Consider the following 17856-nt stretch of genomic DNA (forward strand, 5'->3'; position numbering starts at 1 on the left):
ACCGTCCGCGTCGTCCGCGGCCCCATCACCTGCCCGCGCGCGCTGCGCCTGGCCACGCCGCCGACGCTGCAGGGAATCCGCGGCTGGCGCTGGGCGGACTGGACGCCGCTGCCCGGCCCCTGGGTCGACGCCTACCGGCGGGCCGACGGCAAGGTCGTCGTGGCGACGGTCCCGGCGGGGCCGCGCACGCGACCGCGCCAGCGCCCGAGCTCCAGGACCGCCAGGAGGGCCGAGTGGTCGCTGAGGCCGTCCTCTCGCAGGGCGTGCACGTAGCGCGCGTCGACCGGCCGCGCACCGCGGACGAAGAGGTGGTCGAGCCGGTACCCGTGGCTGCGCCCGGGGTAGATCCAGCTGCGGTCCCGCGCGTCGTACCCGTGGACGGCGCGGAACGCGTCGACGAACCCATGGTCGGCGAGCCCGGGGACGAGACCGAGCTCCGCGCGGTCGTGGCGCTCGTCGAAGCCCTCCCGGAGGCGGCCGGTCCGGGTCCGCGCGAAGGAGCGGACCTCCCCTTCCCGCGACTCGTACTGCGGCGTGTTCAGGTCGCCGCAGACCACGACGGGCACACCGTCGTCGCCGGCCACGTGGTCGCGGACGGCCTCGAGGGTGCGGACCTTGACCGCGTCCGCCCGGGCGCTGGTCGGCACGTGCAGCCCGTGGACCACCAGCGGCCCGTCCGGGGTCGCGACCTCCGCGGCCAGGTAACGCTCGGCCCACGGCAGGTCCGGCGCCGGCAGCCGGCGCAGGGGGTGCGCGCCGGCGACCAGCACGCCGAGCCGCCGGGCCGGGTCCGCGCCCGGCCGGCCCGCCGGCAGCGACAGCAGGATGTCCACGTGGCCCAAGGCCGTGAGCGCCTCGGTCCACGCGGCGGCCGAGGTCGAGCGGACCTCCTGCAGCACCACGACGTCGGCCGGCCACGCCGACAGCGCCGCCGCCTGCTCCGGGACCGTGCGCACGCGTCCCTGGACGTTCCAGGTCAGGACGCTCAGCACGTGAGGGGTATGTCCGCCGGCCGCCGCCGGCAACCGCCGAGCGCCCCCGGCCGCGGGTCGCCGCTGGCCACGCCGTCCCCGGCGTGCGAGAGTCGGTCCGGCGGGATCGGACGGAGCCGAGAGTGAACCGGGAGAGGGTGGTCGTGGTGGACGTACATGCAGGTCGTCGCGGACGGGGGCCTGCGCGCCCAGGTCGCTTGTTGCTGGTCCTCGTGTTCGGCGCGCTGGCGATGCCGGCGGCCGCCCATGCCGCCTGTCCCGCGACGCCGGCGTCCAACGGCACCGGGTACAAGCCCGCGGCCAACGCGCGCTCGCTCGCGTCCGGGGACACCGGGCCGGACATCCTGCACCGCTCCCTCCCGACCTCACCCCAGCTCGAGAACACCCGCAACTGGACGGCGCCGCCGATCATGGTCTCGGGCGCGCAGGCCTACCGCGCCGGCGAGTTCCTCTATCAGGACTTCCTCTACGACGACCGCGCGCTGGCCTACCCGGCGGACCCCAGGCGACTGGCGGGCAACGCCGCCGACATCGTCGAGGTGCGGGTCGAGCCGCTGAGGTCTTCCACCGCGATCCGCATCACGCTGAACTCGATGCTCGACCCCGACGCGGCCGCGGTGACGATCGGCCTCGGCGGCGGCGGGCAGTCCTTCGACATGCCCCACGGTGCCGGCGCGAAGATGCCCGGCGACGTGTTCGTGACCGCTCACGGCTGCACCGGCGACGCCGTGCGCGCCGCCGACGGGTCGGCCCTCGCCGCGCCGCGCGTCGTCACCGACCTGCATCGCCGCCAGCTGCACATCGAGGTCCCGTACTCGGCCTTCGACCCGCGCGGGCGGATGGTCCGCGTCGGCGCTGCCGTCGGGTTGTGGAACGCCGGCAGCAAGCAGTACCTGCGGCCGAACCCCGCCCGGCCCGCCTTCTACAACGTCGCGTTCCGCGGCTACGGCCCGTGGACGCAGAACACGTGGATGGACGCGAGCCAGAACGCGGCCCTGAACGCCGGCGACCTCGCCCCGCTGCACGCGGACATCGACTTCCGCAAGCTCGCGGCCCGCACCGGCGACGAGCGCGGTGTGCCGACCAGCGGGCCCATGAACCGCATCCTGGTCAGCCGCTACGAGACGGTCCAGGGTCGCGGCAACTCGGCCGGGGGCGACATCCTCGGCAACTACGCCTGCGACCCACCGGGCTGCACCTACCAGTTCTCGGGACGGCTGCAGCCGTATTCGGTCTACGTCCCCGCCCTCCCCCGGCCGAAGGACGGCTACGGCCTGGTCGTCAACCTCCACGGCGCCGACTCGAACCACAACCACTTCGAGGGTGGAAGCACCGAGCCGCCGCTGTCGGTGTGGCAGATGCTCGCCGAGGAGGGCCACCCGTCGATCATGATGATGCCGAACGCCCGCGGGAAGACGTACTGCTACTACGGCCTGGCCGGCGCGGACGTCTTCGAGGCATGGGCGGACGTCGCTTCCCACTACCGGCTGGACCCGCGGCGCTCGCTGCTGTCCGGCTCCTCGATGGGCGGCTTCGGGGTCTACAAGCTCAGCACCCAGTTCCCCGACCTGTTCAAGGCGATCCTCCCGAACATCGCCCCGGAGATCTGCGACCTCACCGACGTCACCGCCGCTGTCGGCGTCCACAACGGCGCGACGGGCATCGGGGACGCGTTCGCCAGCCTGCGCAACGTGCCCGTGCTCTCGACCAGCGGGCTCGACGACCCGCTGGTCAACGTCGCCCTGACGCTCCGCAGCGCCGGCCGCTTCGACGCGCTCGGCTACCGCTACGACGCCTGGCACTTCCAGAGCACGAACCTGGGCGCCGGCCACGCGGAGTACCGCCAGTTCGTGCGCGACGAGTTCCGTGACCTGAACCGCACCGCCGCCGTGGTGGACCCGGCGCCGCGGCGCGTCACGTACGTGCTCGACGGCTACGTCAGCGACGACCGCTACGGCCTGCGATCCGACCACGCCTACTACGTGAGCGGCCTGCAGCTCGCCGACCCGCGCGTCAGCCCGCCGATGGGGACGATCGACGTCACGTCCGGCGCGATCGCCGCGCGGCGGCAGACGGTGCTGCCCACCGAGAACGCCGCCGGCGTCGAGCGCAACGGGGCCCGCCTGTACAAGCGGCAGACGCGCCGCTGGCGCCCGGGGGCCGCCGAGCCGATCGCCGACGGCTTCGCGCTGCGGACCGTCAACCTGAAGACGGCCGAGCTCGACCTGCGGCGGATGCAGCTGCCGGAGTTCGGCACGGTCGACGGCGAGGTGAACGCCGGCGCGGCCCTCACGCTCCGGCTGCGCGGCAGCTTCGGCACCGGGACCACCGTCACCCGCGACGGCAGCGCCCTGCCCGTGCGCACCGACGGCACGACCCTGACCCTCGCCCTGCCCGCCGGCCGGTCGAAGCTCCGCATCACCCAGCCCGCGCCGATCGCGACGACGTGCCGCAGGCGCACCGTGCAGGTCCGGATCAAGGCGCCGCGCGGGGACCGCCTGCGTCTCGTCCGCGTGTTCGTCCGGGGCAAGCTCGCCCGCACCGTGCGAGGGCGCGCGTCGAGCCGCACGATCAAGGTCAGCGTCCCCGCGGCCGGTGCCCGGGTGACCGTGCGCGCCACCACCGACAAGGGCCGTCGCCTGGTGCGCCGCAGCACGTACCGCCGCTGCGGGTGAGCTCCCGCACGTCCGGTTCTGGACACGCAGCGTCGCGGTGCCCCGGGCGACTACGCTCATCCGATGGAGAACACAAGCGTCTGGGATGTCCTGAAGTGCGTCGAGGAGGCGGAGGGCGCGACGCGTGGTCATCTGCTCACGCTCGGATCCGAGGGGCTGGACGCCGCGACCGCCGAGGCCGTCGCGAACAAGTGGCTGTGGCTCGACGAGCTCGAGGTCTACCGGATGACCGACGACGGGCAGAGCGCGCTTGACACGGAGCGGCTGGGGTAACCGCGTGTGAGATGAGCTCGACCGCGCTCCCGGCGCTCCCCGACGCCGGCGACCGTCCCGCGCTGCTGGCCTGGGTGCGGGAGCAGCTCGGCGACCTGACGCTGGAGGGACCGGACGGCGTCCGCGCGTCCGAGCGCTTCGCGGGCGGGCAGGCGGCGGCCGACGCGGCGCTCGGGGCCTACGACGTTGCGGGCTACGCACGGCGCCGCAACGAGGTGTGGCCCGCCGAGCGGCGCGGCGCGAGCGCCCTGTCCCCGTACATCCGGCACGGCCTGCTTCCGCTTCCGCGGGTGTGGGACGCGGTCGACGGCGGTCCCGCCCCAGACGTGCGGAAGTTCCGCGACGAGCTGCAGTGGCAGGAGTACGCGCGGCACCTCTACGCCCGGCTCGGCGCACGGACCGGGCAGGCGCTGCGGCGCACGCCCGCACCCCTGCCCGCGGACTCCCGCTGGCCCGACCCGTGGCCGCGCGAGATGGCCTGCATGGACCTGACCGTCGGCGAGCTCGAGCGCGACGGCTGGCTCGTGAACCAGACGCGCATGTGGCTCGCCTCGCAGTGGACCGTCCGGGCCGGCCACGACTGGGCCGCCGGCGAGGACCGCTTCTTCGCGCACCTGCTCGATGGGTCGCGGGCGGCGAACCGCCTCGGCTGGCAGTGGACCGTCGGGACCGCGAGCAAGCCGTACGGCTTCAGCCGCTGGCAGGTCGAGAAGCGCGCGCCGGGACTCTGCGGGCGCTGCCCGCTGCGCGACGACTGCCCGATCCAGGGCTGGCCGCCGGACCGCAGCGGTGCCGCCGTCGCGGACGTGCCGGACGCGCTGCGGGCCGACCCGTCGCCGGACGTCACGGGCGGTCCTGAGCGCCCGGTGCTGAGCGGGGACCCCGACGCCGTCTGGCTCACTGCGGAGTCGCTCGGGCAGGCCGATCCGGCCCTCGCCGCGCACCCGGACCTGCCGGCGGTCTTCGTCTTCGACCAGGAGCGCCTGGCCCGCTGGCGGCTCTCGGGCAAGCGCCTCGTGTTCCTCGCCGAGACGCTCGCGGGCCTGGCGGCCGGGGGCCGCGCGCTTGAGCTGCACCGCGGCGACCCGGCCGCCGTCCTGCGCGGCCGGCCGGTGGCGGCGACGTTCACCCCCGTCCCGGGGTGGCGCGCCATCGCCGCCGCGGTCGACCCGGCCGCCGTGCACCCGTGGCCGTGGCTTACCCGCCCCCACGGCGGGCGCATGCAGTCCTTCAGCGCCTGGCGCCGCGCGTCGTAGCCGCCCCGCCGTCCGGCAGGCACGGTTGGCCCGGCGGCGATCGGGAGACGGCAGCCCGACGAACGTTGATTCACAGGTCTCGGGGACGTGCGATCCACCATCGACCACCGGCCCGAAGATGAACGTCCGTTTCCCCGTGGCCGGGCACGGGGAAACGGACGTTCACCGCCGCAGACGCCGCTCGCCGGTGCGTTGCTGGTCGCCCGCGGCGGCCCTGCGGACGGCGAGGACACGAGGTCTCACGAGCGCCGACCCGGGGTATGAGCCACCGCATGCGCGCTTTCCTGGCTGGGACCGTGTGTGCGACGGCAGTCCTCGGGCTCGTCGCTCCGGCGGCCGCCGCGGACCGGTGCGGCAAGGGTCCGCAGCACCCGGGCCGCGCCGAGAACCTGATCGTCGACGTGCGGGCGACGAAGACGACGTGCCGGACCGCCCGGCAGGTCGCGGGCCGTTACCGCGACCGCTCGTCGCGGACCCCGCTCGGGTTCACGTGCCGCTCGACCCCCGGCGAGGCGGAGGCGACGGTGCGCTGCAAGCGCGGGGCCCGCGTCGTCACGTTCCGCCTGATCGTCTTCTGATCACGCCGGCGCGGCGTGGGGCCGGCGCCGTTCGGGTAGTTCCGGCCCATGACCGCCGACGAGCCACCCGAGTCCGCCGCTGCTGCTGCCGCCGCTGCCGCCGAGCAGGCGGTTCCCCCGGAGCTGCCCGAGGTCAGCAGCCCGCCGCCCGAGGAGGTCCTCGCCGAGGTCCCGTCCGAGCAGGACCTGATCGAGCGCGCCACCAGCGTCAGCGACATCATCGCCGAGCAGCCGACGGTCGACGAGCTGCTGAACAGGGCCGCGCCGGCTCCCCCACGCGACTGACCGCGGTCCGGGCACGACCGAGGGCCGATGAGTTCCGGCGGCGGCGATCGTCCGCGTCGTATGAGCACCGATCGACTCGTGCCCAAGGACCATCCCGCCGAGCGCGGCTCCCCGGACGAGGCGGCGCCGGCGCTGTCCGGGTGGGAGCCGCTGCTCGGTCGCTGGCGCACCGTGGCCACGTTTCCGGGGCAGGACCCGGTCGCGACGGGCACGGCGGAGTTCGAGCGGCTCGGCGCGAGCCACATCGTCGAGCGCGCCGTGTCCGACGACCCGTTCCCGTCCGCGACCTCCGTCATCGGCGGGGACGGCCGGATGCACTACTTCGACGCGCGCGGCGTCGTGCGGCTCTACGAGACCGACTTCGCCGGCGGCGTGTGGCGGATCGCGCGTGACCACGCCGGCTTCGCGCAGCACTACCGCGGGGAGCTGTCGGCCGACGGGCAGCGGATCACCGGCGCCTGGGAGGTCGACACGGGCGACGGCTGGGCGCTCGACTTCGACCTGGACTACGTCCGGGTCACGTGACGACGGAGTAGCGCTGCCCGGCGGGTGCCGGCGTCGTCGGAAGGCGCACGCTGACGCAGAGGCCCCCGCCGCTGCGGGGCGCGAGCGTCAGCACCCCGTCGTGGGCGCTCGTGATGCTCTTGACGATCGCCAGGCCGAGCCCGACGCCGCCGTGGTCTGAGCGGACGCGCCCGGTGCCCCGTCGGAAGGGCTCGACGAGCGTCGCGACCAGCGCCGGGGTGAGCTCGCGGCCGGTGCTGGCGACCTCGAGCACCACGCTGCCGGGGTGCACGCTCGTCGTGACCCAAACGGTGCCGGCGCCGGCGAGGTTGTGGACGATCGCGTTGTGCACGAGGTTCGTGCCGAGCTGCAGCAGCAGCGCGTGCGAGCCGAGCGCCGGGGCCGGCTCGCCGGCGACGTGGATCGCCACCCCGCTGCGGTCGGCGAGCGGGAGCCACGTCTCGGTCGCCTCCTCGGCGATGAGCGACAGGTCGACAGGCTCCGGCGTGAACGATCGCCGGCCGGCGCGGCTGAGCAGGAGCAGCGCCTCGGTGAGCGCGATCGCGCGGCTGTTGACGCCGTACAGCTGCTCGACGAGCGGGTCCTTGCCCCGGTCGGGATCGCTGCGCGCGACATCGAGCAGGGTCTGCGTGATCGCCAGCGGCGTGCGCAGCTCGTGGGAGGCGTTGGCCGCGAACCGCTGCTGCTCGGCGTCGTGGGCCTCCAGCCGCGCAAGCATCGCGTCGAAGGCGTCGGCGAGCTCGCGGAACTCGTCGCTGCGGCCTTCCAGCGCGACCCGGTGCGACAACGATCCGCCGGCCGCGGTCCGGGTGGCCTGCGTGATCCGCCGCAGCGGGGACAGCATCGTTCCGGCCAGGAGCCAGCCGCCCACCAGCCCGAACGCGAGCAGGAGCGCCAGCAGGAGGGCGGCCGGATAGCCGAAGCCGCGCAGCGGATCGGTGGGCGAGTACAGCCACCTCGTGGTCCGGAAGACCAGGTTCGGGTCGATGTAGCGCAGGACGAAGACCCAGGCCGTCGCGACGAGCAAGGCCCCGGTGATCACGACGAGGCCCGCGTAGCTGAGCGTGAGCTTGAGGCGGACGCTCATCCCGCCCGCCCGGTCCTGCGTCATCGCTGCGCACCCGGCGGCGCGGCGATCCGGTACCCGACCCCGGGGACGGTCGCGATGACCCAGGGCTCGCCGAGGCGCTTGCGCAGCGCCGACACGGTGATGCGCACCGCGTTGGTGAACGGGTCGGCGTTCTGGTCCCACCCCTGGCGCAGGAGCTCCTCGGCGCTGACCACGCCCCCGTCGGCGGCGATGAGCACCTCGAGCACCGCGAACTGCTTCGGCGTCAGCGCGATGTAGCGGCCGTCGCGGTAGACCTCGCGGCGGAACGGGTCCAGCCGCACGTCGGCGATCTCGCGGACGGGCGGCCGGATCTGCGCGCGGCGGCGGTCCAGGGCGCGGAGGCGGACGACGAGCTCCTGGAGCTCGAACGGCTTGGTGAGGTAGTCGTCGGCACCGAGCTCGAAGCCCGAGACCTTGTCGTCGAGGCGGTCGGCCGCGGTGAGCATCAGGATCGGCATGCCGCTGCCCGCAGCCACGATCTGCCGGGCGATCTCGTCGCCGGAGGGGCCGGGGATGTCGCGGTCCAGGACGGCGATGTCGTAGTCGTTGACGCTCAGCAGCTGCAGCGCCGTGTCGCCGTCGCCGGCGATGTCGGCCGCGATCGCCTTCCGGCGCAGGCCGTCGCGGATGGCCTCGGCCATGAGGGGCTCGTCCTCCACGAGCAGCACGCGCATCCGCCAAAGCTACGGCCTCGCGCATATCGCGGGTGTATCGCAAATCGCATACGCGGCGGCAACGTCCCGCACCGTTTGATGCGCCCGTGCCCTTCACGAACCCTGCACGAGCCCGCATCCGCCGGGTCCGCATCCGGCGACGCCGGTGCGCCGCACTGCTCACCATGGCGACCGCGAGCGCGGCCGCCCTCGGTCACCCGTCCCTCTCGCTCTCGCTCCCGTTCCCGCAGGCGACCGGGTCCCCGTTCGCGCTCACCACGCTGACGGACCCACACCGCGCCGGCGCCCCGCGGACCGAGCCGCGGCGTGGGCTCGGCGCCGCCGACGGGGCCGTGCCGGACGGCACGACCGTCGCGGACGACGGCGTCCCCGGGGTCGCGAACCTCGATCCGGACCTGCGCGCCGCCCTGCGCGGCGCGGCGGAGCAGGCCGCGGTCGACGGCGTCCGGCTCCTCGTCAACAGCGGCTGGCGCTCGCGGGACTACCAGGCGGGGCTCCTGCGGGACGCGATCGCGACGTACGGCTCCGGCGCGGAGGCGGCGCGCTGGGTGGCGGACCCGGACACGTCCGCGCACGTGTCGGGGGACGCGGTCGACGTCGGCCCCGCGGCCGCAGCGACCTGGCTGGCGGACCACGGCGGCGCGTACGGCCTCTGCCGAACCTACGCCAACGAGCCCTGGCACTTCGAGCTGCGCACGGACGCGAGCGAAGGCGGATGTCCCTCGAGCTACGCCGACGCCGCCCACGACCCGCGGTCCCGGCGATGAGCCGCCGCACCGTCCCCCACGACCAGACACGCAGAGGAACGACCATGACCCGCACCCTGATCCCGCTGGCGGCCGTGCTCGCCCTGCTCGGCCCGGTGGCCGCCGGCTGCGGGAGCGAGCCGTCGACGACCGCCACCACCGGCGGTGACCAGCAGCTCTCCGCCCGCGACAAGGGCGTGAAGTTCGCGGAGTGCATCCGCGCGCACGGCGTCGGCGACTTCCCGGACCCGAACGCCGACAACGACTTCGAGTACGGGGTGAGTGTCACGCCCGCCGTCTTCACGAAGGCCGTCACCGCCTGCAAGGACCTGCAGCCGGCCGGCGCGCTGAGCACGAAGCGCAGCCGCGCGCAGCAGGCGGCCGGCCTGAAGTTCGCCGAGTGCATCCGCGACAACGGCGTCAAGGACTTCCCGGACCCGGTCGACGGCGAGCCCCTCGTGAACACGTACCGGATCCCCTCCTCGAACCGGCCGGGCGGGATGACGATCCTGAACGCCGCGATGCAGGCGTGCCGCGGCGTCGCGGGGCTGGACGGATGACGCGCGCACGGTCGACGGCGGCCGGTGCGGCCGTCGTGCTCGCGGTAACGGGCGTGGCGATGGCCGCGTCGGGCGGCGCGCAGCCGGACGCCGTCGCCCGCACCCCGGCGATCGACACCGTCGCGGTCGAGCGCGGGCGCCTCTCGGCCATGGTCTCCCAGGCCGGGACCCTGACCTACCGCGCCGGTCCGGACGGTGCGCCGTACGCGGTGACCGGCCAGGCCGCCGGCCTGTACACGCAGCTGCCCGCGAGCGGCGACGAGGTCGGCTGCGGCGAGGTCCTGCTCCGGGTGGACGAGCGGCCTGTCGTGCTCCTGTGCGGCGCGGTCCCCGCCTTCCGCGGGCTGCGCCGGGGCGCCGCCGGCCGCGACGTCCGTCAGCTCAACGGCAACCTGCACCGGCTCGGCTACGACGCGCGCGCCCGTGTCCGCGTCCGGCCCGGCGAGCGGTCGTTCACGTCCGCGACCGAGAGCGCGCTCAGGGCGCTGCAGCGCCGCCGGGGCCTGCCCGTGACCGGCAGGCTCGCGCTCGGCCACGCGGTCTTCCTTCCCGAGGCCGTCCGCATCGCCGGGGTCGACGCCCGGCTCGGCGGCCCGGCCCGTCCGGGGGTCCCGATGCTGGCCGCCACGTCGCTCACGCTGCAGGTCCAGGTGAGCCTCGACCCGTCGCAGCAGGGCGAGGTGGAGAAGGGCGACCGCGCCCAGGTCACGCTGCCCGGCAACACCCCGGTCAAGGGCCGGGTCACCGGCTTCGGCCGCGTCGCCCGGGTCCCGGGCGAGCAGGGCGGCCGGCCCGCCGATGCCACCGTCCCGACGCTCATCGAGCTCGACGACCCGGCCGCGGCCGCGGGGCTCGACAGGGCACCGGTCCAGGTCGACATCACCACCACCGGCGTGGCCGACGCGCTGAGCGTCCCGGCCACCGCGCTGGTCGGCCGGTCCGGTGGCGGCTTCGCGGTCGAGGTCGTCCGCGACGACGGGCGACGCGAGCTCGTGACCGTGACGCTCGGCCTGTTCGACACCGGCCGCGGGCGCGTGCAGGTCGCCGGCCGGGTGGCCGCAGGCGACCGCGTCGTGGTCCCGTCCCGATGAGCGACGTGGTCCTGGAGCTGGAGGCGGTCACCAAGGTGTACGGCGGCGGGCGGGACGACGGGTCCCAGGTCGCCACGCTGCAGGGCGTGTCGTTCGCCGTCGGCCGCGGGGAGCTCGTGGCGATCGTCGGCCCGTCCGGGTCGGGCAAGTCCACCCTGCTCCACGTGATGGGGACGCTCGAGCGGCCCACCAGCGGGGTGGTCCGCGTCGGCGGAGTCGACGCGGCGGGCCTGGACGACCGCGAGCTGTCGCGGCTGCGGGCGCGGGAGATCGGCTTCGTGTTCCAGCAGTTCTTCCTCGCCGAGCACGCGACCGTGCGCGAGAACGTCGCCGACGGGTTGCTCTACGCGGGTGCTCCCGCCGACGAGCGGCGGGCTCGCGCCGACGTGGCGCTCGAGCAGGTCGGGCTGTCGCACCGCGCGCGGTTCCGGCCGGCCACGCTGTCGGGCGGTGAGCGGCAGCGCGTGGCGATCGCCCGGGCGCTCGTCGGCCGGCCGGCGATCGTGCTCGCCGACGAGCCGACCGGCAACCTCGACAGCTCGACCGGGGCGTCGATCATGGCGCTCCTGCGCGAGCTGAACGCCGCCGGAGCGACGATCCTCATGATCACCCACGATGCCGGCCTCGCCGGCCGGATGCCGCGCCGGATCGGGGTCCTCGACGGCCGGGTCGTGTCGGACGCCACCGGCGCGGAGCCGGATCCGGAGCCGCCCCGGCCCAGGACCACCGGGGAGCGGACGTCGTGAGCGCCGACCCCCGGCGGCTCCGCCCGCGCGACGCCCTGCGAGTGACCGGCGTGGGGCTGCGCGCCCGGCCGCTGCGCGCCACGCTGTCGGCGCTCGGGATCGCGATCGGGACCGCGGCGATCGTGGCGGTCCTCGGGCTGTCCGCCTCCTCGCAGGCCGGCCTGCTCGCCGAGATCGACCGGCTCGGGACGAACCTGCTGACGCTCGAGGCCGGACGGAGCGTCACCGGGGAGCCATCACGGCTCCCGGCCGAGGCCCCGGTCCGCATCGGGCACCTGTCCGGTGTCCAGACGCTGGCCCACACCGCGCTGGTGCGCGGCAGGAGCGTCTACCGCAGCCCGCTGATCCCGGTGACCGACACCGGCGGGCTCCAGGTGCGGGCCACGAGCCTGAACCTGCCCGCGGTGCTCAACACCGGCGTGGCTCGCGGCGACTGGCTCAACGCGGCCACAGCGCGGGTACCCGTCGCGGTCCTGGGGGCCGGCGCCGCGCGGCGTCTTGGCATCGACCGGGTCTTCCCCGGCCGGCGGATCTGGCTGGGCGGGCGGTGGTTCGCCGTCGCCGGCGTCCTGCGCAGCGCGCCGCTGGCACCCGAGGTCGACGAGAGCGCGCTCATCGGGTACCCGGCGGCCCGCCGGTACCTGGGCTTCACCGGCCTGGTCCGGGGCCGGCCGACGGCCGGCCTGCCCAGCTCCGTCTACGTGCGCGCCGGCACCGATCACGTCGCCGCGGTGCAGGCGCTGCTGGCACGGACCGCCAGCCCCGAGGCCCCCGACGAGGTCGACGTCAGCCAGCCCTCGGACGCGCTCACGGCGCGGGCGGCCGCGGCGGGGGCCTTCGACAGCCTCTTCCTGGGGCTGGGCGTCGTCGCCCTGATCGTGGGCGCGGTCGGCGTCGCGAACATCATGGTCATCTCGGTGCTCGAGCGGCGTTCGGAGATCGGGCTCCGCCGCGCCCTGGGCGCGACCCGGGGCCAGATCCGCAGCCAGTTCCTCGGGGAGTCGATCCTGCTGGCGACGATCGGCGGGGTCGTCGGCGTCCTCGCCGGTGCAGCCGCGACGGCGATCTACGCCGGGACGAAGGGCTGGGCCGTGGTGATCCCGGCGCAGGCGTGGTCGGGCGGCATCGGCTCGGCCATTCTGATCGGTGCGCTCGCGGGCCTCATGCCCGCGGTCCGCGCGTCACGGCTACCGCCGACCGTGGCACTGCGCACGGCCTGACGCGGGCCCGCCGTCGACGGACCGCGGACCTGCGCGAAGGACGGGCGCGTCCAGCGTGCCGGCGTACGGCACGCTTGCACGCCCGATCCGGGCCGGGTCGGGCTGAAGGCAACCCGGGTGTCGCTCGTCGCAGCCCGGCCTGCTCAGGTGGCGGGCAGGACCTCGCCGTCGTCCGGTGCGCGCTCGGGGACCGGCAGGGGACGCTCCCCGAGCTTGACCGCGACGACGCCGATGACGATCAGGGTCCCGCCGACGAACTGCAGCGTCCCCGGAAGCTGATCCAGGAGCAGCCAGGCGAAGGTCACACCCGCGACGACCTCGAGCAGCGCGACGAACGACGCGAGCCGCGAGCCCAGTCGGCGCGCCGCCTCGATGCCGGTCGCGTAGGCGACGCCCGCGGTGAGCACGCCAAGGCCGAGGATGGGCAGCCACCACGGGACTCCCCCGCCGGCCAGCGTCGGGTCAGTCGTGGACGCACGCAGCGGCAGCACCCCCACCACCCCCAGCGCTGCGAGCAGCACCGCGCCGACCGCCAGTCCACCCCCGGCCAGCGCGAGCGGCGGCAGTCCGCCGGCCGTGCCCGCCGAGAGGACGAAGTACGTCGCCGCCCCCACCATCGCGACCAGCGCCCACAGGACCCCGCCGAGGGCCAGGTCTGCCCCAGAGAGCAGGTCGAGGACCAGGACCAGGCCGAGCGCGGCGAGCCCGGCCCCGGCCAGCGTCAGGCCGGACGGCCGCTCGCCGTGCCGCAACCACAGCCACGCGATGACGAGTGCGGGGGCCGTGTACTCGATCAGCAGCGCGGGACCGACGTCCATCTCCCGGACCGCCGAGAAGTAGGCGAATTGGGTCAGCGCGACCGGAACCGCGCCGTACACGAGCAGCAACGGCGCGTTGGCGCGCAGCGCCCCCCAGCGACCGCGCAGCGCGCGGACCGCGAACGGCGCCACGACCAGCGCGCCGATGGCGATCCGCAGGAGGACGACCGCGCCGGCGCTCCAGCCGGTGTCGAGCAGCCCCCGCGCCAGCGCGCCCGAGAGGCCGAACGACATCGCCGAGACGACCGCGAACGCCAGGCCGACGATCGACGCGGGGACGACGGTCCCCTCGTCGGCCGGCGGTGTCATCCCGGTGATGCTAGCCCCGAGGCACCGTCGACGGCCGACCGCCGGCCGCCGGCCGCCGGCCGGCTTGACGGTGTGGGCGCGCTACGGCCGGGCGGCAACCGCCTCGACCTCGAACAGGATGTCCGGCATGGCCAGTCCGGCGACGCCGATGACGGTCTGAACGGGCAGCGGGTCGCCGCAGCCCTCCTGCACGGCCTGACCGATCGTCCCCAGCTTGCCGAAGTCGACGTCCACGACGTAGGTCCGCAGCTGGACGACATCGCGCAGCCCGAGGTCGTGGGCGGCGAGCGCGACGCCCAGATTGCGGAACGCCTGCTGCACCTGCTCGGCGAAGTCGGTCGAGACGACCATGCCGTCCGGGCCCGATCCGTACTGCCCCGAGACGAACACGAGGTCGGTGCCGGCCGGGATGGCGGCCGTGTGGCTGTACCCGAACGCGGTCGGGTCGTGGAGCCCGTCGGGGTTGACGATGGTGTGCGACATGGTGGGACTACCTCTCTCTCGGGGTGGGGTTGAGGGCGAACTCGAGCTGGGCCAGGACGACCTCGCGGTAGCCCGTGTCCTGCGGGTCCAGCTGACCCAGGACGACGGGGTAGAGCAGGCCGACGATGTTCGCGACGAGGACCTCGACGACCGCGGCGGTGGCGAAGCGCGGGGCGAACGCACCGCTGTCGACCCCGCGCTGCACCGCGTCCGCGAACGGCCCGCGGTACTGCTCGGCGAGCGCGGCGGCCTGTCCCCGCAGCTCGGCGTCGTGAGCAGCGGCGGTCCAGAACTCCATGAGCATGCGCCAGGTCGCGACGTCCGTGGTCAGCCCACGGTCGACCATGGCGACGAGCTGCTCCCACGGGTCGTCGAACTGCGCGGCGAACTCGTCCATGGCCGTGACGGCGACGGACGTCGCGCGATCGAAGGCCTCGATCAGCATGTCCTCGCGGGAGCCGAAGTAGCCCTGGAGGGTGCTGACCGCCACCCCCGACGCGGCGGCGACGTCCGCGAACCGGGTGCCGGCGTGCCCGCGGTCGGCGAGCACGGCCGCCACGTGGTCCAGGACCAGCGAGCGCTTGGCTCCGCCGGCGCGGCGGCTGCGGGTTCGCGATGTGCCGCTCATGTTCCTACCGTATCAAGATACGGTAAGCAGGTACTCGCAGCGCCAAGTGCGTCGAATTGCTACCAAAGGCGCCCAGCTCGGGTTACGGTCTGCGGATGACGCTGTCCCGTCCCCAGCTCCTCCGCGCGACTATCGCGGTGACCGCCTGCAGCCTCGTGCTCAGCGCACCGGCCCACGCCGACAAGGCGTCGAAGCGCGCGTGCCTGAAGGCCGCCAACGTCAAGACGGCGTCCGTCGGGCGACAGAACGCCACCACGGTCGTCTTCACCCGCCGCGCCCAGGACGGCACCCGGCGCTTCTACGGCTGCGTCTTCGCCCAGGGCAAGGTCCGTCGTCTCGTCGCGCTCGACGGCGGGGAGCGCTACCGGCTCGCCGGGACGTTCGTCGCGTACGTCTACACCGGGTCGGCGATCGGCGACGAGAGCGACAAGATCGGCGTGCTCGACGTGCGCACCGGACGGGCGCGACGCATCGCGCACCTGGAGCCCGGCTCCGAGGGCGCGGTCGACGAGATCGACAACGGCGGCACGATCTCGGCGTATGCGGTCGCGGCCAACGGCAACCTCGTCTGGCTCGTCACCCGACGCGAGTCGGCCGGCGACGACACGGACCTCGAACTGCGGGTCGCCGACGGACGGCCACCGCGTGAGCGGATCGCCGACCGCGGGGCCATCGACGCGACGTCCGTCAAGCTCGCGGCCGACGGCCGGAGCGTGCGGTACTCGCGAGGCGGCACGGCGCAGCGGGCGGATCTGTCGAGCGCCCGCTGAGGGAAACACGAGACGGACGGTTACCCCGGCCGCCGGCGGGTAGGGGTCGCAGCATGATTGGCGCCCTCATCCTCGGCCTCGTCGCCGGATACATCGCAAAGGCCCTCGTGCCCGGAAAGGATCCCGGTGGCTTCTTCGTGACCATCGGCATCGGCCTCGTCGGCTCGTTCGTGGGCTTCCTCATCTTCACCGAGCTGCTCGGCATCGGCGACAACAACGCGTTCGACCTCGGCGGCCTCATCGGCGCGATCATCGGCACGATCATCGTGCTCGTCGCGTACCGCAAGTTCGCCGGCGACCGGCGCACCGCAGCCACGCGCTGAGCGGGCCCGACGACGCGGACATCGCCGCGCATCGTTTGCGTCGCGCCGGGTAGCCGGTCGGGAACAGCGTCGCAGGCACCGCCTGCGACTGCCCCCGACGAACGGAGTTCCGATGAAGGCCCTGACCTACCACGGCAAGCGCGACGTCCGCATCGACGAGGTCCCCGACCCGACGATCCAGGAGCCGACCGACGCGATCATCAAGGTCACGTCGTCCGGCCTGTGCGGATCCGACCTGCACCTGTACGAGGTCATGGGTCCGTTCATGGACGCGGGCGACATCCTCGGCCACGAGCCGATGGGCATCGTCGAAGCCGTCGGCTCCGCGGTCCCGAACCTCGCGGTCGGCGACCGCGTCGTCGTCCCGTTCAACATCTCGTGCGGCCACTGCTTCATGTGCGACCAGGACCTGCAGACGCAATGCGAGACGACGCAGAACCGGGACCAGGGCACGGGCGCCTCGCTGTTCGGCTACACCAAGCTCTACGGCCAGGTCGCCGGCGGGCAGGCCGAGTACCTGCGCATCCCCCACGCCGACTACGGCCCGGTCAAGGTCCCCGAAGGCCCGGCCGACGACCGCTTCCTGTTCCTCTCCGACGTCCTGCCGACCGCCTGGCAGGGTGTGCACTACGCGCAGATCCCTGCGGGCGGAAGCCTCGTCGTCATCGGCCTCGGGCCGATCGGCGAGATGGCCTGCCGCATCGCCCAGCACCAGGGCTGTGGCCAGGTCATCGGCCTGGACCTGGTCCCCGCCCGCCTCGCCCGTGCCGCCGCGCACGGCGTCCACACCATTGACGTCACGGCCGTGGACGACGTCGCCGAGGCGGTCCGCGAGCTCACCGGCGGACGCGGCCCGGACTCGGTCATCGAGGCGGTCGGGATGGAGGCGCACGGCTCGCCGGGCGGCAAGATCGCCCACACGCTCGCGGGCCTGCTGCCGGACGCGGTCACCAGGAAGGTCATGGAGAACGCCGGGACCGACCGCCTCGGCGCCCTCAACACGGCGATCGAGATCGTCCGTCGCGGCGGCACCGTCAGCATCTCCGGCGTCTACGGCGGCACCGCCGACCCCCTGAACATGCTGCAGATCTTCGACAAGCAGCTCACGCTGAAGATGGGCCAGGCCAACGTGAAGCGCTGGGTCGACGACATCCTGCCGCTGCTCACCGGCGAGGACGACCCGCTCGGCGTCGACAGCTTCGCCACGCATCACGTGCCGCTCAGCGAGGCACCCGCGGCGTACAAGACGTTCCAGGAGAAGGAGGACGGCGCGTTCAAGGTCGTCTTCAAGCCCTGAGCGCAGACGCGCGACCCCAGCCGTTGCCCGTGCCGCTCGAACCCTCCGCTGCGATCTTCCGCGCGCCGATGCGTGCCCGGGACCGCGACGTGGAGGCGGGCGCCGGGGCGGAGCACGGCGTGCGGTCCGGCCTCGTCGGCATCGGCGACGTGCTCGGCTCGCGCCCGCGGACGCTCGAGGACGCCGTGCGGGCCGCGGCCGCCGCGCACGGCGACAAGGCGGGCCGGATGCTCGAGCGGTTCGCCGCACTGCCGGACGGCACGCTGGTGTGGACCCGGCTCGCGGACCTTCGCTACGCCCTCGGGCGGATCGACGGCGGCTGGACCTACGACGATGACGTCCACGCGCGGGCCGTCGGCATCCACCATGTCCGCCCCGCGACCTGGACGGATCCGCTGGACGAGGCCGACGTCCCGACCGCCGTGGCCGCGACCTTCGCCCGCGGCGGCCGCAACCTGCAGCGCATTCGCAGCGCCCACGCCGAGCAGCAGAGCAT

The 17856-nt window shown here is 74.4% G+C and carries 20 protein-coding genes; 14 read left to right on the forward strand and 6 right to left on the reverse strand.

Going from position 1 to position 17856, the window contains the following annotated elements; genetic code table 11:
- Positions 1–131: 131 nt before the first annotated feature.
- Entirely contained in the window at positions 132–992 is an 861-nt protein-coding gene (locus DSM112329_RS18555) for an endonuclease/exonuclease/phosphatase family protein (protein WP_354698041.1), read from the reverse strand.
- 197 nt (positions 993–1189) lie between these two features.
- On the opposite strand from DSM112329_RS18555, the gene DSM112329_RS18560 reads away from it, so the two are divergent.
- The 6 genes from DSM112329_RS18560 (at position 1190) to DSM112329_RS18585 (ending at position 6584) form a co-directional block, all read left to right on the forward strand.
- Positions 1190–3667 carry a hypothetical protein gene (locus DSM112329_RS18560; protein WP_354698042.1) on the forward strand — a complete coding sequence of 826 codons (2478 nt, stop codon included), beginning with the start codon at positions 1190–1192 and terminating at the stop codon, positions 3665–3667.
- Positions 3668–3730: 63 nt separating this feature from the next.
- Positions 3731–3940, forward strand: coding sequence for a hypothetical protein (locus DSM112329_RS18565; protein ID WP_354698043.1), 210 nt, complete (start codon positions 3731–3733; stop codon positions 3938–3940).
- An 11-nt stretch (positions 3941–3951) separates the two neighbouring features.
- Positions 3952–5196 (forward strand): FAD-binding domain-containing protein, encoded by a 1245-nt coding sequence (locus tag DSM112329_RS18570; protein ID WP_354698044.1) that lies wholly within the window; start codon positions 3952–3954, stop codon positions 5194–5196.
- 296 nt (positions 5197–5492) lie between these two features.
- Complete coding sequence (locus DSM112329_RS18575; RefSeq protein WP_354698045.1) at positions 5493–5774, forward strand: hypothetical protein; 282 nt, start codon at positions 5493–5495, stop codon at positions 5772–5774.
- Positions 5775–5822: 48 nt separating this feature from the next.
- Positions 5823–6059, forward strand: a complete 237-nt coding sequence (locus DSM112329_RS18580) for a hypothetical protein (protein WP_354698046.1) — start codon at positions 5823–5825, stop codon at positions 6057–6059.
- Positions 6060–6119: 60 nt separating this feature from the next.
- A complete protein-coding gene (locus DSM112329_RS18585) occupies positions 6120–6584 on the forward strand; it encodes a hypothetical protein (protein WP_354698047.1) in 465 nt (154 codons plus the stop codon).
- On the opposite strand, the gene DSM112329_RS18590 is transcribed toward DSM112329_RS18585, so the two are convergent.
- Complete coding sequence (locus DSM112329_RS18590) at positions 6577–7671, reverse strand: HAMP domain-containing sensor histidine kinase (protein WP_354698048.1); 1095 nt, start codon at positions 7669–7671, stop codon at positions 6577–6579. The two genes, DSM112329_RS18585 and DSM112329_RS18590, sit on opposite strands and share 8 nt — an antisense overlap.
- Positions 7672–7691: 20 nt before the next feature.
- Positions 7692–8369, reverse strand: coding sequence for a response regulator transcription factor (locus tag DSM112329_RS18595; RefSeq protein WP_354698049.1), 678 nt, complete (start codon positions 8367–8369; stop codon positions 7692–7694).
- Between the two features lie 164 nt (positions 8370–8533).
- Between DSM112329_RS18595 and DSM112329_RS18600 the strand changes: the two genes are divergently transcribed.
- Genes DSM112329_RS18600 through DSM112329_RS18620 form a run of 5 tightly spaced genes read left to right on the forward strand, consistent with a single transcriptional unit; the run spans position 8534 to position 12732 of the window.
- Positions 8534–9136, forward strand: coding sequence for a M15 family metallopeptidase (locus tag DSM112329_RS18600; RefSeq protein WP_354698050.1), 603 nt, complete (start codon positions 8534–8536; stop codon positions 9134–9136).
- A 44-nt stretch (positions 9137–9180) separates the two neighbouring features.
- Entirely contained in the window at positions 9181–9675 is a 495-nt protein-coding gene (locus tag DSM112329_RS18605; protein WP_354698051.1) for a hypothetical protein, read from the forward strand.
- Positions 9672–10766 (forward strand): peptidoglycan-binding domain-containing protein, encoded by a 1095-nt coding sequence (locus DSM112329_RS18610; RefSeq protein ID WP_354698052.1) that lies wholly within the window; start codon positions 9672–9674, stop codon positions 10764–10766. Before DSM112329_RS18605 ends, DSM112329_RS18610 begins: the two co-directional genes overlap by 4 nt.
- Positions 10763–11512, forward strand: coding sequence for an ABC transporter ATP-binding protein (locus DSM112329_RS18615; protein WP_354698053.1), 750 nt, complete (start codon positions 10763–10765; stop codon positions 11510–11512). Before DSM112329_RS18610 ends, DSM112329_RS18615 begins: the two co-directional genes overlap by 4 nt.
- Positions 11509–12732 (forward strand): ABC transporter permease, encoded by a 1224-nt coding sequence (locus DSM112329_RS18620; protein ID WP_354698054.1) that lies wholly within the window; start codon positions 11509–11511, stop codon positions 12730–12732. The genes DSM112329_RS18615 and DSM112329_RS18620 overlap by 4 nt, the downstream gene beginning before the upstream one ends.
- Before the next feature lie 143 nt (positions 12733–12875).
- Here the strand turns inward: DSM112329_RS18620 and DSM112329_RS18625 are convergent, their stop codons facing one another.
- The 3 genes from DSM112329_RS18625 to DSM112329_RS18635 form a co-directional block, all read right to left on the reverse strand.
- Positions 12876–13859 (reverse strand): DMT family transporter, encoded by a 984-nt coding sequence (locus tag DSM112329_RS18625; protein ID WP_354698055.1) that lies wholly within the window; start codon positions 13857–13859, stop codon positions 12876–12878.
- A gap of 81 nt (positions 13860–13940) precedes the next feature.
- Positions 13941–14342 carry a Rid family hydrolase gene (locus tag DSM112329_RS18630; RefSeq protein ID WP_354698056.1) on the reverse strand — a complete coding sequence of 134 codons (402 nt, stop codon included), beginning with the start codon at positions 14340–14342 and terminating at the stop codon, positions 13941–13943.
- Positions 14343–14349: 7 nt separating this feature from the next.
- Entirely contained in the window at positions 14350–14970 is a 621-nt protein-coding gene (locus tag DSM112329_RS18635; protein ID WP_354698057.1) for a TetR family transcriptional regulator C-terminal domain-containing protein, read from the reverse strand.
- A 95-nt stretch (positions 14971–15065) separates the two neighbouring features.
- Between DSM112329_RS18635 and DSM112329_RS18640 the strand changes: the two genes are divergently transcribed.
- The 3 genes from DSM112329_RS18640 (at position 15066) to DSM112329_RS18650 (ending at position 17360) form a co-directional block, all read left to right on the forward strand.
- The gene (locus tag DSM112329_RS18640) at positions 15066–15740 is read left to right on the forward strand and encodes a hypothetical protein (RefSeq protein WP_354698058.1); all 675 of its coding nucleotides are present in this window, start codon (positions 15066–15068) and stop codon (positions 15738–15740) included.
- A gap of 53 nt (positions 15741–15793) precedes the next feature.
- Entirely contained in the window at positions 15794–16063 is a 270-nt protein-coding gene (locus tag DSM112329_RS18645) for a GlsB/YeaQ/YmgE family stress response membrane protein (protein ID WP_354698059.1), read from the forward strand.
- A gap of 112 nt (positions 16064–16175) precedes the next feature.
- Positions 16176–17360, forward strand: coding sequence for a zinc-dependent alcohol dehydrogenase (locus tag DSM112329_RS18650; protein WP_354698060.1), 1185 nt, complete (start codon positions 16176–16178; stop codon positions 17358–17360).
- Positions 17361–17856 lie beyond the last annotated feature (496 nt).

The organism is Paraconexibacter sp. AEG42_29 (assembly GCF_040581415.1).
GTDB lineage: Bacteria > Actinomycetota > Thermoleophilia > Solirubrobacterales > Solirubrobacteraceae > Paraconexibacter.